The following is a 15,522-nucleotide window of genomic DNA, read 5'->3' on the forward strand; positions in this document are numbered from 1 at the left end:
CTCATATAGCTATGGTATGAGTTCTTTACCTATAACAAAAATGATATTATTTTATAGAATCTATACAAATAATGTATTTAAGGTGTGTGATGGATATTAAAACATTAAAAAGTTTTGTCAGCGTGGCTAAGCATCAGAGTTTTTCAGAAGCGGCCAAAGAGCTACATACCGTGCAACCTGCAATAAGTAGGCATATTGCACAGCTCGAAAGCGAGTTTGATGTTGTGCTGTTTATAAGAAATTCACGCGATGTTGCAATAACTCAAGCGGGTGAGCAGCTATTAAAAGATGCACGCGCTATTTTGACTCTAGCTGATAAAGCTAAAACTCAGGTTAAACGTGCCCACAACGGGCAGGTAGGTACACTTAATATTGCGCACTTAAGCTCGGCATGTTTAACCTTTATGGCAGCACTGGTTCGAGAATATAAACAGCAATACCCAAGCGTGCACGTTACATTGTTTGAAATGACTGCAACTGAGCAAATACATGCGTTTAAAAATGATTTAATTGATGTAGGTTTTTCACGGCCTTTACCTGATTCAATTAATGATGAATTTGTAAGTCATACTATTTATGTAGATTCATTGGTGGCCATCGTTAATCAAAACCATGCGCTGGCAAATTATAAAAATATTGATTTAGCTAAACTAAAAAATGAGCCATTTATTATTTTTAATAGAGAGGAAGCACTTGGTCTTTTTGATGAAACTATTTTGCAATGCAAACAAGCTCATTTTTCACCGAACATTATTAGCCAACCTAGGCATATGCAAACATTAGTTACTGAAGTGGCTGCTGGCCTTGGTGTGGCAATTGCGCCATATTGCGTACGTAAATTATATAGTGAAGGGTGCCATTTTATAAAACTGAGCGACGTACTCACGCAAATCCCAGTGCTATTACAAATTAAAAAAGCAGATACCAATGCAGCTGTTAATGCATTTGTTGAAATAGCCTTAAATGCAAAACTAAGTATTCAAAAAAGTATGGCGGAATAAAAAAAGCCCAGTTAAAAAAGTTAAAAGGGCTAAAAGGGTTGTGCTTAGGGAAGTTGTAGTCTTTTTTTAAACTTATATTTAGAGCTTATATTTAGAACTTATATCTAAAACCAAATGCTATACCGTCATCTTCCGACTGCTCCATTTGTGCTTGTTGTTCGTCGTTATCGCTTTCAAAGTCGCTAAAGTCTTTACGTGCTTCTACGTAGGCAATAGTGTCTTCGTCAATTAAGTAGTGAAGGCCAATAACAGCAAACTGACGCTTAAATACATCGTCTGGATCGGCGTTAAAGTTTGGCTGAATTACGTAGTCATCACCGGCATCAAACACGTTGTAGGCAATAAAAGGGCGAAAATCGTTATCAAAGCGGTAAGATGCAAATGTTTCTACACCGATTGCGTTTTTAATTAAGCGGCCAATATTATCGGTGTCGTGGTTTTTGTTTTTATTTACGTTGGCAGCAACGTATAAGCCGAGCTTATCAATGTTGCCCCACATAATACCTGCACCATAAATTAAATCTTCAACATTGCGTGTAGAACCATCGCCAAACGTTAAATCAAACTCGCCACGGTTAATACCCGCTGTAAGTGTTAGCATGTCAGTTGGAGTATAAGTTACAGACGCACCAAATGTGTAATTAAATTCAACTTCTTGGGCAGCACTATCACCAGAGTTCCAAAGCGTTTCGCATTCTTCTTCTGAAATGTCGGTTACGTCACAGGTATAAAACTCGCTGTTTTTAAGCTGCGCTTGTACTGCAAAACTAAAATCGTTATAGCTGTTGCGGTACTGCACTAACTTATCTCCACGGCCAGTGCCATTCACAGCGCCATCGTCTTTATTATAGGTATAAACACCAGCTGCATTACCATCCCATACAAAGCTATTATTTGTGCCATAAACCACGTCGTACCAAGCACCCCATTGTTTACCAATGGTAAGTTGGCCGTACTTTTCGTGTGAAAGGCCTGCGTAACCTAAACGGTTATATAAAAACTCATCCTGAATAGACTCAAAACGATTGTTATAAATAATATCGCTGCTGCCAACAGGGTTTACACCCCATTCTACGAGTGCGAGGGCAGTCCAGTCTTTCTTAAGCTTTCGGGTAAATCCAAAGTTAATCCGCGAGGTACCGTTAACAACTTCGGTTTCGTTTTGTGTATTAATTACACGCACATCAAGATACCCACCTACTTCAACAGTGTTTTTGTCATCTTTGTATAACTCTACTGCCGAAACAGCGGGTGCGAATACAATACTTGCGCTAATAAGCGTCGCTAATTTTTTGCTCATCTTGTGTGTTGCCCTGTGTAAATTGGTCAGTTTTTTACGTAGGTAAAAATTCAGATTCGAAGACTAACAAAGCAATAAACGGCTCAAAAGTGAAAAAAAATCAACAAAATTGGAAGGAAAACTTAATTAACATTCACTCAAGGTTAATTTTGTTTTTCAGGTGTTGCTGAGGTTTGTTTTTTTAGTTTTTTTGTAGGTAAAAAGGATTGGTAATAAGTGGTGTGTAAAAATTTGAATTTGAATTAATTTCATCTTGATTAAAAAATAGTAACTAGTGTAAAAGCTCTAAAAGTACTTTATTTTCATAAATATAACTTTTTATTATTATAGGTTGTACAAAAATGAGTTAAGTAAACACACAAACACGTTAAAAGTGTTTTTACTCTAATTTGTATCGTAATTTCTAATCTCTTACGCCTGTTTGTAAAACATACTTTATGAATTTTAATTAGAATAAGTTGAATAAAAATTAACGAAACCATTAAATCTAATCCGTTATTTTTACTACTAACTACATAGCCATAATAAATGCCTTAAACCACGTGGTTTGACTTTAAACTTTCATAGAAAAACAGGCCATTTTGGTTTAAACTGCGCGCAATTTAAATACATCAATACTCCCTTGGAGGGTAGCGCTATTATTAGTACAGCTAATGTCACCATGCAATTTGGTGCTAAACCATTATTTGAAAATATCTCAGCAAAATTTGGCGACGGTAACCGTTACGGTTTAATCGGTGCAAATGGTTGTGGTAAATCAACATTTATGAAAATTTTAAGTGGTGAGCTTGAAGCGTCTTCAGGTAATGTAAGTACTGATCCAAATGAACGCGTTGCTAAACTAAACCAAGACCAGTTTGCCTACGAAGAATACTCAGTAATTGATACCGTAATTATGGGCCACAAAGAGTTGTGGGAAATAAAACAAGAACGTGACCGCATTTACTCTTTACCAGAAATGAGTGAAGAAGACGGTATGAAAGTAGCCGACCTTGAAACTGAATTTGCTGAAATGGATGGTTACTCTGCGGAATCTAAAGCAGGTGAGCTTTTATTAGGTGTAGGTATTGGCACTGACCAACACTTTGGCCCAATGTCAGAAATTGCACCGGGTTTTAAGCTGCGCGTACTACTTGCACAGGTGTTGTTTTCAGACCCAGACATTATGCTACTTGATGAACCTACTAATAACTTGGATATTTACACCATCAAGTGGTTAGAAGACGTACTTAATCAGCGCGACTGTACGATGATAATCATATCGCATGACCGTCACTTTTTAAACTCTGTGTGTACACACATGGCAGATATTGACTACGGCGAGCTGCGTATTTATCCAGGTAATTATGACGAATACATGTTTGCAGCAACGCAAGCACGTGAGCAATTACTTAACGAAAACGCGAAAAAGAAAAATCAAATTGCTGAACTTCAACAGTTTGTTTCTCGTTTCTCTGCTAACGCATCTAAAGCTAAGCAAGCAACATCGCGTGCTAAACGTATCGACAAAATCCAATTAGACGAAGTTAAAGCGTCTTCACGTCAAACTCCGTTTATTCGTTTTGACCAAGAAAAGCAGTTATTCAGAAACGCGCTTGAAATGACTAATTTAACGCAAGGTTTTGACGACAATACGTTGTTTTCTGGACTTGAAGGTTTAGTAGAAGTTGGCGAACGTATTGCTATTATTGGTGAAAATGGTGTTGGTAAAACAACATTACTTAATACATTAGCAGGGCGCTTAGCACCTAAAGCTGGTGAGTTTAAGTTCTCTGAAAACGCGAACATTGGTTACTACGCGCAAGATCACGCTGATGAGTTTGCAACCGACATGAACTTGTTTCAGTGGATGGAGCAATGGCAACAAGAAGGCGACGACGAGCAAGTGGTTCGTAGCTTCTTAGGCCGTATGTTATTCTCTCAAAACGATATTAAAAAATCAGTTAAAGTAATATCAGGTGGTGAGCAAGGCCGCATGTTGTTTGGTAAAATTATGATGCATAAGCCAAACATATTGTTAATGGATGAGCCAACTAACCACATGGATATGGAATCTATTGAAGCGCTTAACTTAGCCCTTGAAGCTTACGAGGGTACATTGATGTTTGTATCTCACGACCGTCAGTTTGTATCATCGGTTGCGACCCGCATTTGGGAAATTAAAGACGGTAAAGTTATCGACTTTAGAGGCAACTATGCAGAATACCTAGCGAGTAAAGAAGCTTAATTAGCTATTTACCCGTTAACTCTAAAAAGCCATGTTTAAACATGGCTTTTTTTGTTTTTGTGAGTCGCAATTAAACTTGGTTTGGGTATAATACCCGCCTAAAACCGGACATAAGTCCGCTATTTTTAAAATACATTACTGAGGAGTATTTATGACTGTTGGCATTATTATGGGTTCTAAATCAGATTGGCCAACCATGGAACATGCAGCACTCATGCTAGAGCATTTTGGCATTAAGTACGAAACCAAAGTCGTGTCTGCACACCGCACTCCTCAATTACTTGCTGATTACGCAAGTTCAGCCGCAGAACGTGGCATTAAAGTTATTATTGCTGGCGCTGGCGGCGCAGCACACTTACCAGGTATGGCAGCTGCTTTTACGTCGCTTCCTGTACTTGGCGTACCTGTAAAATCAAAAGCATTGAATGGTGTTGATTCACTTTTATCTATTTGCCAAATGCCTAAAGGTGTTGCAGTAGGTACGCTTGCAATTGGTGAGCCGGGCGCAGCAAACGCGGGTTTATTAGCTGCACAAATTTTAGGATGTCAAAATTCAGAAATTTTTACAAAAATTGAAGCGTTTCGTAAAGCGCAAACCGACACTATATTAGCTAATCCAAACCCTGCAGAGTAATAATGAATATTTTAATATTAGGTGCAGGGCAACTTGCACGTATGATGAGCCTTGCAGGCGCACCACTTAACTTAAACGTAGTGGCGTACGATGTAGGCAGCAAGCAAATTATGCACCCGCTAACTGGCGAGGTTTATACCACATCACTTGAGCAAGCAATATCAAACGCAGATGCAATTACTGCTGAGTTTGAGCACATCCCTGATGACGTACTAACACTTTGCTGCAACAGCAATAAGTTTTACCCAGGAAAAGCTGCTATTAAAACCGGTGGCGATCGTGCTCTTGAAAAGGCATTGCTTGATAAAACAAATGTAACTTGTGCGCCGTACCAATTAATTACTGAAAAAGCGCACCTTGAACACGCTGTTAAAACCTTAGGTAAGCCACTTGTTATTAAAACATGCCAAGCGGGTTACGATGGAAAAGGTCAATGGCGATTAAAGTCAGATGATCAAATAGACGAAATTTGGTCACAAATGGCTGATTTTATTGCATCAGGCACAGAGCTTGCGCCACATACAATTATTGCTGAAAAAATGATCCCGTTTGATCGTGAAGTATCTATTATTGGTGCGCGCGATAAACACGGTAATGTTGCTATTTATCCGCTAACAGAAAACGAGCACACAAATGGTGTGTTAACGTTATCTATTGCTGGTAAAAACAATCGCAGCGTTGAAGCTCAAGCAAACGATGCATTTACTAAAATAGCAAACGAACTTAACTATGTTGGCGTACTAGCTATTGAGTTTTTTGATGTACAAGGCACGTTACTCGTTAACGAAATTGCACCGCGTGTACATAACTCAGGCCATTGGACGCAGCAAGGTTGTCACTGTTCGCAGTTTGAAAACCACATGCGTGCTGTTGCAGGTTTACCGCTTGGTAATACAGAGCTTAAACACATTACCGCGATGATAAACGTACTAGGGCTACCTAGTATTCCAGCTGACGTACTAAAATACGCAGATGTGACTAGCCATTGGTATGGTAAAACTGCAAAACCAGGTCGTAAAATGGGCCATATAAACGTATCGGCCACTAGCATGAACGACCTAGCAGATAAATTAGGCGAGCTTACTGAATATTTACCTGAGAAAGACTACCCAGGTATTTTAAAAGCGGCAGCTAATTTAATCCTTCATTAAACGGCTAAATACTCGTTTTATTAAATGCCGAGCTTGCTCGGCTTTTTTATGTTTAAAAAAGGCGCGTGGATACCCAGTTTGTGGAATAATGATTGAGTCTAAAATTTTACAGTGAAATTATTTAATGAAACTTAAAGCAATTTATAGCGCACTACTTGTTGCCGCTTCTTTTAGTACTTTTTTTAGTAACAGTGCATTTGCATCAGACTCTCTTCGTGTTGCTACATTTAATGTAAGTATGGATGCAACTAATCACACGCCTAAAGGTGAGCAAATTAAAAGTGATGCTTTAGTTAACGCACTTAAAGCAAACCACCAGCAAATTAAAAACATAGCCGAAATTATTCAACGTGTTCGCCCTGACATTATTTTACTTAACGAATTTGATTACATCCCAAAAGAGCAGGGTATTGAATACTTTAATAAACACTTTTTAAATGTAGGTCAGCAAAAACAAGCGGCTATTAACTACCCTTACTCTTATATAGCCCCGGTAAATACAGGCCTAGCTACCGAGTTTGATTTAGATAATGATGGCAAAAAAAATGGCATGATGGGCGATGCACAAGGCTTTGGCTTTTTTGAAGGCCATTACGGTATGGCTATTTTGTCAAAATACCCAATCGATTTTGATAAAGTAAGAACTCTTCAAACCTTTAAATATAAAGACATGCCAAATGCACAAATGCCCGTAATGCCTAACACAGGTGAAAACTGGTATAACGCACAAGAATGGCAAGCACTTAGACTTAGCTCTAAATCATTTTGGGATTTACCTATTAACGTAAATGATAAAACCATTCATGTTATTGCATCTCATCCAACACCGCCAGTATTTGACGGTGAAGAGGATAGAAACGGCAAGCGTAACCACGATGAAGTAAGGTTAATTGCTGATTACGTTTCAAACGCCAAGTATATTTACGACGATAAAGGCGAAAAGGGCGGTTTAAAAACTTACTCTCGTTTTGTTATTTTAGGCGATTTAAATGCAGCCCCTGAGGGCGATAAAGCGCGTACTAATACCACCGACCAACTGCTTAAAAACCTACTTATTAACGCTCAATTTGTTCCAAAAAGTGAAGGTGCTAAAGAGCAATACGATGAACCTTATGCACAAAATTACAGTGCTAATTGGCAAGCGCGTGTTGATTACGTTTTACCGTCAAACTATGGTTTAAAAATTAAGAGCGGTGGGGTGTTTTGGCCAACTAAAACTAGCGATGAATATCGTTTAATTAAAGACAGAAATGCTTCAAGCGATCACCGACTGGTGTGGCTTGATTTAATAGTTGAATAGCGTCCACTAATAAAGGGGGCATTAGTAAACTGAGCTTTACCCTATTTAATGGCTATTTATCTTAAAAAATTGCAATAACTTGAGTGCTTCTGCTTAAATACGGCTTAATTATAATAACCGTATAGAAGCACTATGATTTTTAATTTTTCTTCATCTAAAACGTTAGTGGCCTTAGCTGTTGCCTCAAGTGTAATGCTTGCAGGTTGTAGCGCAACTGCTAACACTTCTTCAACACAACAAAATGCTTTACCAGCAACCAAGGTTGCTGCGGTTGTAAACACGCCAGCAGATATCGGCTCACAAAAAATAACGCTAGAACAAGCAATGGCCGATCCAGACTGGATGGGCAATCAACCAGAGCGTGCTTACTGGGCTAGTGATTCGGCTACTATTATTTATGCTCAAAAAGAGCAAGGTAATACACTACGCAATTTATTTAGCCAATCTGTTACTAGCCAAACAGCAGAGCAAGTAGCTCTTAATAAACTTCATACTGTGGGTTCTAATAAAGCCGTTTATTCAAAAAATAAAACAATGGCGGCCTACACATTTAAAGGTAATGTGTTTGTTAAAAACCTAAAAACGGGTGAACTTAAGCAAATTACAGCGACATCAGCAAGCGAGTCTAAACCACAATTTTTAAATAATGGTGATTTAGTTTACCGCCAAGGCAATGTTTTTTTTAAAGTTGATTTTAATACAGGCTTAACGAGCGAGCTTGCTAACTTAAAACTTACTGATGAGCCAAAAGGGGTTGAAGAGCCAAGCACGTATATTGCTAAAGAGCAGCATAAACTAATTAAATTTGTGGCGCTTCAACAAAAAAATAAAAAAGACAAGCAAGCACGCAACGAGCAAATTAATGAACAAAACGATTCAATTGCTAATACGGCTTACTACTTAGGTGATGGTAATAAAGTGGCAGAGGCACAGCTTTCGCCAAATGGTGATGCGTTATTAGTTGTTGTACAAAAGCAAACAGATTGGCGCGGTGATGGCGATATTATGCCTAACTACATTACAAATGACGCGACAATAGAGCCTAAAAAAGCACGCCGACGTGTAGCAGATGCTAAAGAAGAAACCTCAAAGCTTGTCTACATCAATTTAACTAACAAAGAACAAACATCACTTAGCTTTAATACCTTACCGGGTTTTGACGAAGATGTTTTAGCCGCAGTTAAAAAAGAAAATTATGCACGTGAAGGTAAAACATATAAGTCTAAAAAGGCGCTTCGTGGCATTAACCTTATTATGGACTGGGGTTTTGAGCAAAGCCCAATAGTATGGAATGATGACGGCTCGCAAGTAGCTGTCATGCTAGAAGCATGGGACAACAAAGACCGCTGGCTTGCTACCGTTGATTTTAAAAACAACAAACTTGTCTCGCAACATCGCCTACATGACGATGCATGGATTGCTTACGCATTTAACGACTTTGGGTGGTTACATAGCTCAAACACGCTTTATTACCTTTCGGAAGAGTCGGGTTACAGCCAGCTTTATAAAAAACCAATTAATGGTAGTGCAACTGCGCTAACACAAGGCCAATTTGAGGTTTCTAATTTAACGCTTACTAGCGACGACAGCGCTATTTATTACAAAGCGAATGTTGAGCATCCTGGCCTTTACGAAATTTACCGCGTTAACCCGCAAACTGGTAAAAGTGAGCAAGTTACCGACTTAAACGGCATGACTGACTACACGTTAAGCCCAGATGAAAGCAAGTTACTCCTTAAGCACTCAACAATTACTATGCCTAATGAGCTTTATGTAGCAGACGCTAAAGCCAATGCAAAAGCAACGCGCTTAACGCACACAGTGTCGGATGAGTTTTTAGCTAAAAAGCTAACAGCCCCTAAAATTGTTGCCGTGCCATCAAGCCATACCGAACAACCAATATACGCAAAAGTGTACTACCCAGCTGATTACGTAGAAGGTGAAGTAGGTAAAAATCGCAAAGCAGTTATTTTTAACCACGGTGCGGGTTACTTACAAAACTCACACATGGGGTTTTCGGTTTATTTTCGTGAATTTATGTTCCATTCATTGCTCGCTGATGAAGGTTACATAGTAATGGATATGGATTACCGCGCATCTAAAGGTTACGGCCGTGATTGGCGTACTGCAATTTATCGTCAAATGGGAACGCCTGAAACACAAGATTTAGCCGATGGCGTTAAATGGATGGCGCAAAATGCCAATGTTGATACCAAAGCAGTCGGCACTTATGGTGGCTCATACGGCGGCTTTATGACCTTTATGGCCTTATTTACAGCACCAGAGTTGTTTCAATCGGGTGCGGCACTTAGACCTGTTACCGATTGGGCACATTACAACACAGGCTACACGGCTAATATATTGAACCATCCTGATGTTGACCCGATTGCGTATGAGCGCAGCTCGCCAATTTATTACGCTGAGGGTTTAAACAAACGTTTACTCATTAATGCTCCAATGGTTGACGATAACGTGTTTTTTCAAGACTCAGTGCGTTTAGTACAGCGCTTAATAGAGCTTGAAAAACAAAACTTTGAAACAGCCATATTCCCAGTTGAACCTCATGGCTTTGTACAGCCTTCAAGCTGGTTAGACGAATACCGCCGTATTCATAAGTTATTTAAAGAAACGCTTTAATCTTTAATTATAAAAACAAAAACGCCGCATTGGGTTAATTAACCAATGCGGCGTTTTTATTGGATTGAACAAAACCTAACTTTATTTTTTCTTTTTAAAGTTCTTTTTAAGGAGCTCTATAGCCAGTGGTATGGCAAGCAGAGTTCCGCCAATTACACCAATTAAATGTGCGTCAATAGCAACAGTGGAGTTAATAAGTTTTCCTATATCAGCATTTGGGCCGCTAAATTGCTCAAACGCTATTTTAATCCATACGCCTACAAATAATAAATAACCCGATTTAAGCCCTACGGTTATATCTTTAACTGCCCCCCAAATAATTACGCCATGCAATAGAGCACTCAATCCAGTGTAAATATTTATGTTTGGGCAAAACCAGTAAACACCGAATCCACACCACAGCGCCAGCGCACTTGTATTAAAAGCGTAGCGAGTAGGTGATGTGTATTCGCCATGTAAAAGCCATATTAGTAAAACACCACTGGCATTTAGTCCAAAATGAGCCCAATTAGCATGAACAAATTGGCTAGAAAAAATTCGCCACAGTTCGCCTTCATCAATTAGGCTTCGGTTAAATTCAAGTAAATTATTTAAATCAAATGCAGCAAAAATGGTACTAAATAGCATCAGAATAATAGGCGGTAATATATAACGAGGTTGAATAGGTAAATTAAGCATTTTATTATATTTTTTTAGTCAAAATTTTTGCATATTGTGCCCGTTTAACTTTAAGATGCCAAATACAACTACGTAATTAAGTGTTTTTAGTATTTTTATGCATTTTAAACTTAACTCATTATTTGCCATTGGACTGTGCGCAGTATCACTGCCTTCATTTGCACAGCAAGCAACTCAAATTGAAACTCGCGAACCTGAAGCCGCTACCGGATTAATCCATAAAAAAGTAGTGCAAGGTGATAAATACATGGTAGCTGCGGCAAATCCATATGCCTCAAGAGCCGGTCAACAAATTTTAGCCCAAGGCGGCAGTGCCGTAGATGCTGCCATTGCTACTCAACTAGTGCTTACTTTAGTTGAGCCGCAATCATCTGGTATTGGCGGTGGTACATTTATGATGTACTACAACAAAGCAAACAATAAGCTGACTAGTTTTGATGGCCGCGAAACAGCACCTGCAAATGCAGACGAAACACTGTTTTTAGATAAGCACGGTAAAGCCGTTAAATGGATTGAAGCTGTAGTAGGCGGACGCTCTGTTGGTGTGCCTGGTATTTTACATGCCTTTGCAAGCGCGCATAAACAATACGGTACATTGCCGTGGGAAGCGCTTTTTAAACCGGCTATTGAACTTGCAGAGCAAGGCTTTGTAATTTCGCCGCGTTTACATGGCTTATTAGCACGCCAGTTAAACCCAGGCGTATTGAGTATGCCGATTATTAACGAATACTTTTACCCGAACGGTAAATTAATTGAAGCGGGTAGTGTTAAAAAAAATCAACCACTTGCTGATTTATACAAAGACATTGCAAAGCAAGGCATTGATGCATTTTACAAAGGCGAAAACGCTAAACAAATGGTTAATGCTGTACAGCACTCTAAAGTTGCCCCTGGTAAATTAAGTGTGCAAGATTTAGCAGATTACAAAAGTAAAGAACGCGATGCGGTATGTATACAATACCGTGCTTATAACGTTTGTTCTATGGCGCCACCAAGTAGTGGCGGTGTAGCAGTGCTACAAATGCTTGGTCTACTTGAACATAAAGACATGAGTGCACTTAAGCCAAATGGCGAAAAAGCGATTCATTACTTTAGCCAAGCTTCACGTATTGCATTTGCCGATCGCGATATGTACATGGGCGATCCCGACTTTACTCAAGTACCTACACAAGAGCTCTTAAACAAAGAGTATATTGCCTCACGCGCTAAATTAATTACCGAAACAGACCAAAAAGCGGTAGCAGGTAATCCTGTAGGGTATTTAAGTTATGCAATGGATGATTCATACGAGTTACCTTCTACTTCGCATGTCTCTATTGTAGATAGTAAAGGTAATGCTGTTTCGATGACCAGTTCAATTGAAATGGCGTTTGGCTCTACGGTTATGGTTAATGGCTTTATTTTAAATAACCAACTAACTGACTTTTCGTTATCGCCACGTAAAAATGGCAAGCTTGTAGCAAACCGTGTAGAGGCTGGTAAACGCCCGCGTAGTTCTATGTCACCGGTAATGGTATTTAATAAAGATGGCAGCTTACGCTTAATCGTAGGCTCACCTGGTGGTAGCCGTATCATAGATTACGTTGCACAAGTTGTTGTGGGTGTTATTGACTGGAATTTATCAGCGCAAGACGCTATTAACTTACCGCGTACAACAAATCGTAACGATTACACCAGCCTTGAAAAAGGCACAGCCATTGAAGCCATTGCGCCTGCACTTACCAAGCGCGGCCACAATGTACGTATTATTGATTTAAACTCAGGCTTACACGCAGTTGAAGTTAAAAATAATACCTTATATGGTGGCGCTGATCCGCGCCGTGAAGGTGTTGCGTTATCTGATTTAACTGATAATAACGCCACTATCAAATTTTAAATTATGTATAATATACATGCGGGCAGTGAAGCCCGCATGTATTTTCTCTCAATGGTCTGACTAGCTTAATTGTCGTTGCAATTAAACCTCTAACACTGATAATGACAGATCATAACTTAAGACTCCGTTAAAGCCTGGAAATATGACAACTAATACTGATCCTAACTACTTATATATTCATCATTCTGGCCCTGGCCTAATTGAAACACCGCTATTAAATAAAGGCAGCGCCTTTAGTAAAAAAGAACGCGAAAATTTCAATCTTGCTGGTTTACTTCCTCCTCGCTTTGAAACAATAGAAGAGCAAGTTGAGCGTTGTTATCAGCAGTATTCTAGCTTTACCGACAACCTTAATAAGCATATTTACTTACGTGCGATTCAAGATAACAACGAAACACTTTACTACCGTTTAGTGCGTGACCACCTTGAAGAAATGATGCCAATCATTTACACGCCTACAGTTGGCGACGCTTGTGAAAAATTCTCAGACATTTATCGCAGCGCGCGTGGCTTATTTATTTCGTATGAAGATCGCTACCAAATTGACGACATTTTACGCAACGCTACCAAAGGTAAAGTAAAAGTTATTGTTGTAACCGATGGCGAGCGTATTTTAGGCCTAGGCGATCAGGGTATTGGTGGCATGGGTATTCCAATTGGTAAATTGTCACTTTACACAGCGTGCGGTGGTATAAGCCCAGCATACACATTGCCTGTAATGCTTGATGTAGGTACTAATAACGAAAAGCTTTTAAACGATCCTATGTACATGGGCGCACGCCATAAGCGTATTGCTCAAGACGAATATGATGAGTTTTTAGATTTATTCATTAAAGCAGTTAAACGTCGCTGGCCAAATGTATTACTTCAGTTTGAAGATTTTGCACAACCAAATGCAATGCCGTTACTTAAGCGCTACCGCAATGAAATTTGTAGCTTTAACGATGACATTCAAGGTACTGCGGCTGTAACGGTCGGTTCTTTACTTGCTGCGTGTCGTGTTAAAAATTCAACCCTAAGCCAGCAAAAAGTAGTTTTTGTGGGTGCAGGCTCTGCTGGTTGTGGTATTGCTGAGCAAATTATTAGCCAAATGGTTTTTGAAGGTATTTCAGAAGCTCAAGCGCGTAGCCAAGTATTTATGGTTGACCGTTTTGGTTTGCTTAGTGAGGGTATGGAAGGCTTACGCGATTTCCAACAAGCACTTGCACAACCTAAAGGCTCTTTAAGTGATTGGACATACAGCGGTGAATACGCATCACTTCTTGATGTTATGCACTGTGCTGAACCTGACATTCTAATTGGTGTTTCTGGTCAACCTGGCTTATTTACAGAACAAGTAATACGCGCTATGCATGCCGGTTGTGAACAGCCAATTATTTTCCCATTAAGTAATCCATCTAAGCAAGTAGAAGCGCATCCTGCTGATGTGATTAAGTGGACTGACGGTAAAGCACTTGTTGCTACAGGTAGCCCATTTGATCCGGTTGAGTACAATGGCGAAACGTTCCCAATTCCACAATGTAACAACAGTTATATTTTCCCGGGTATTGGTTTAGGTGTTATTGCCGCTAAAGCGACACGCATTACTGATGCTATGTTAAGTGTGTCTAGCGAAATGCTTGCAGAGTCGTCGCCGCGTGCAAACACAGGTAAAGGTAGTTTATTACCAGCCTTGACTGAAATTGAAACGCTAAGCAAACGTATTGCATTTGCCATCGCTAAAAAAGCAATCGAAGAGGGCGTTGCTCTTGAGATTACGGATGATGCATTATGGGCAGCAATAGACAAGAATTACTGGTTACCAAAATACCGTAACTATAAACGTTGTAGTGTTTAGTAACGTTTATACGTAATTTTAAGTAGATGGTGTAATAGCATTAGTTACAACGCTTAACAAAAAACAGGCAATTGCCTGTTTTTTTGTGCTTGTTCATATTTAATTAACCACGTACGGTGTTTACTTGCTTTTATATAATTAAAGGATCGACTTAATGAAAACACTGACTCTTGTTTTAGGTAGTGCACTGGCTTTAAACGTACTTAGCTTTGATGCACTTGCGGCAGCGACTCCCGATGCTCCTCATATTTATGTTAAGGGCGAAGCGACTCTTACTACAATGCCAGATTACGTACAGCTTAGTGTAGGTATTACCGAAGTTGATAAAGACTTAATTGCAGCTAAAAATAAAACCGACTTAACTATCGCCAAGGCAATTAAGCTCGTAAAAGAAATTGGTGTTAAAAAAGGCGATATAAACGCAGGGCAAATTTCAATAAACCGTGATAGCCAATACAACCGCACTACCGGTAATCAAGAATTTAAAGGTTTTAAAGTTTCTCGTACGTTAACAGTAAAACTCAGCGATATAAATAAATACCCAGAGTTACTACAAAGCTTAGTTAACAACAGCATTAACCAAATTAATCAAACACAATTTTTAGCAAGTAACTACAACGAGCTACATAAAAAAGCGCAAAAGTTAGCAATTAAAGACGCACGGGATGCAGCAAAAGAGTTTAGTGAAGATTATGGCGTTGATTTAAAAGGGTTGTACAGCGCATCACTGAGTCCACTTAATGTGCAGTCGCAGCCTTACATGCGCGCAGAAAAAGTAATGATGGCTGATAGCGCACCAAGTAACTATGTACCTGATGCCTACCATGCTGGAGAGATTAAAGTAACAGCGTCAAGCTATGCTGTTTACTACATAGATTAAA

Annotated in this window: 11 protein-coding genes; 9 read left to right on the forward strand and 2 right to left on the reverse strand. The window is 39.3% G+C overall.

Annotated elements, in window-relative coordinates:
• The first annotated feature begins 89 nt into the window (after nucleotides 1-89).
• Entirely contained in the window at nucleotides 90-1,001 is a 912-nt protein-coding gene (locus EU510_RS03900) for a LysR family transcriptional regulator (RefSeq protein ID WP_149592346.1), read from the forward strand.
• A gap of 91 nt (nucleotides 1,002-1,092) precedes the next feature.
• Here EU510_RS03900 and EU510_RS03905 read toward each other — a convergent pair whose 3' ends face one another.
• Nucleotides 1,093-2,301 carry a porin gene (locus EU510_RS03905; RefSeq protein WP_149592347.1) on the reverse strand — a complete coding sequence of 403 codons (1,209 nt, stop codon included), beginning with the start codon at nucleotides 2,299-2,301 and terminating at the stop codon, nucleotides 1,093-1,095.
• A gap of 637 nt (nucleotides 2,302-2,938) precedes the next feature.
• On the opposite strand from EU510_RS03905, the gene EU510_RS03910 reads away from it, so the two are divergent.
• From EU510_RS03910 to EU510_RS03930, 5 genes are all read left to right on the forward strand, one after another.
• Nucleotides 2,939-4,528: an ABC-F family ATPase gene (locus tag EU510_RS03910; RefSeq protein ID WP_076914937.1), complete on the forward strand. Its 1,590-nt coding sequence runs from the start codon at nucleotides 2,939-2,941 to the stop codon at nucleotides 4,526-4,528.
• 151 nt (nucleotides 4,529-4,679) lie between these two features.
• Entirely contained in the window at nucleotides 4,680-5,162 is a 483-nt protein-coding gene (purE, locus tag EU510_RS03915; RefSeq protein WP_149592348.1) for a 5-(carboxyamino)imidazole ribonucleotide mutase, read from the forward strand.
• A 2-nt stretch (nucleotides 5,163-5,164) separates the two neighbouring features.
• The gene (locus EU510_RS03920) at nucleotides 5,165-6,313 is read left to right on the forward strand and encodes a 5-(carboxyamino)imidazole ribonucleotide synthase (protein ID WP_149592349.1); all 1,149 of its coding nucleotides are present in this window, start codon (nucleotides 5,165-5,167) and stop codon (nucleotides 6,311-6,313) included.
• 124 nt (nucleotides 6,314-6,437) lie between these two features.
• A complete protein-coding gene (locus EU510_RS03925) occupies nucleotides 6,438-7,613 on the forward strand; it encodes an endonuclease/exonuclease/phosphatase family protein (protein ID WP_149592350.1) in 1,176 nt (391 codons plus the stop codon).
• A gap of 132 nt (nucleotides 7,614-7,745) precedes the next feature.
• Nucleotides 7,746-10,250: a prolyl oligopeptidase family serine peptidase gene (locus EU510_RS03930; protein WP_149592351.1), complete on the forward strand. Its 2,505-nt coding sequence runs from the start codon at nucleotides 7,746-7,748 to the stop codon at nucleotides 10,248-10,250.
• An 81-nt stretch (nucleotides 10,251-10,331) separates the two neighbouring features.
• Here the strand turns inward: EU510_RS03930 and rrtA are convergent, their stop codons facing one another.
• Nucleotides 10,332-10,928: a rhombosortase gene (gene rrtA, locus EU510_RS03935; protein ID WP_149592352.1), complete on the reverse strand. Its 597-nt coding sequence runs from the start codon at nucleotides 10,926-10,928 to the stop codon at nucleotides 10,332-10,334.
• 97 nt (nucleotides 10,929-11,025) lie between these two features.
• On the opposite strand from rrtA, the gene ggt reads away from it, so the two are divergent.
• The 3 genes from ggt (at nucleotide 11,026) to EU510_RS03950 (ending at nucleotide 15,521) form a co-directional block, all read left to right on the forward strand.
• Nucleotides 11,026-12,804, forward strand: a complete 1,779-nt coding sequence (ggt, locus tag EU510_RS03940; RefSeq protein ID WP_149592353.1) for a gamma-glutamyltransferase — start codon at nucleotides 11,026-11,028, stop codon at nucleotides 12,802-12,804.
• A 142-nt stretch (nucleotides 12,805-12,946) separates the two neighbouring features.
• Nucleotides 12,947-14,641 (forward strand): NAD-dependent malic enzyme, encoded by a 1,695-nt coding sequence (locus tag EU510_RS03945; RefSeq protein WP_149592354.1) that lies wholly within the window; start codon nucleotides 12,947-12,949, stop codon nucleotides 14,639-14,641.
• Nucleotides 14,642-14,795: 154 nt separating this feature from the next.
• Nucleotides 14,796-15,521: an SIMPL domain-containing protein gene (locus EU510_RS03950; RefSeq protein ID WP_149592355.1), complete on the forward strand. Its 726-nt coding sequence runs from the start codon at nucleotides 14,796-14,798 to the stop codon at nucleotides 15,519-15,521.
• Nucleotide 15,522 lies beyond the last annotated feature (1 nt).

The sequence above is a fragment of the Pseudoalteromonas sp. FUC4 genome (genome assembly GCF_008370255.1).
GTDB lineage: Bacteria > Pseudomonadota > Gammaproteobacteria > Enterobacterales > Alteromonadaceae > Pseudoalteromonas.

What these genes read in the sequence shown, in the direction of transcription:
- EU510_RS03900 (WP_149592346.1), top strand. Translation starts at nt 90, where the DNA reads ATGGATATTAAAACATTAAAAAGTTTTGTCAGCGTGGCTAAGCATCAG.
- EU510_RS03905 (WP_149592347.1), bottom strand. Translation starts at nt 2,301, where the DNA reads ATGAGCAAAAAATTAGCGACGCTTATTAGCGCAAGTATTGTATTCGCA.
- purE (WP_149592348.1), top strand. Translation starts at nt 4,680, where the DNA reads ATGACTGTTGGCATTATTATGGGTTCTAAATCAGATTGGCCAACCATG.
- EU510_RS03920 (WP_149592349.1), top strand. Translation starts at nt 5,165, where the DNA reads ATGAATATTTTAATATTAGGTGCAGGGCAACTTGCACGTATGATGAGC.
- EU510_RS03925 (WP_149592350.1), top strand. Translation starts at nt 6,438, where the DNA reads ATGAAACTTAAAGCAATTTATAGCGCACTACTTGTTGCCGCTTCTTTT.
- EU510_RS03930 (WP_149592351.1), top strand. Translation starts at nt 7,746, where the DNA reads ATGATTTTTAATTTTTCTTCATCTAAAACGTTAGTGGCCTTAGCTGTT.
- rrtA (WP_149592352.1), bottom strand. Translation starts at nt 10,928, where the DNA reads ATGCTTAATTTACCTATTCAACCTCGTTATATATTACCGCCTATTATT.
- ggt (WP_149592353.1), top strand. Translation starts at nt 11,026, where the DNA reads ATGCATTTTAAACTTAACTCATTATTTGCCATTGGACTGTGCGCAGTA.
- EU510_RS03945 (WP_149592354.1), top strand. Translation starts at nt 12,947, where the DNA reads ATGACAACTAATACTGATCCTAACTACTTATATATTCATCATTCTGGC.
- EU510_RS03950 (WP_149592355.1), top strand. Translation starts at nt 14,796, where the DNA reads ATGAAAACACTGACTCTTGTTTTAGGTAGTGCACTGGCTTTAAACGTA.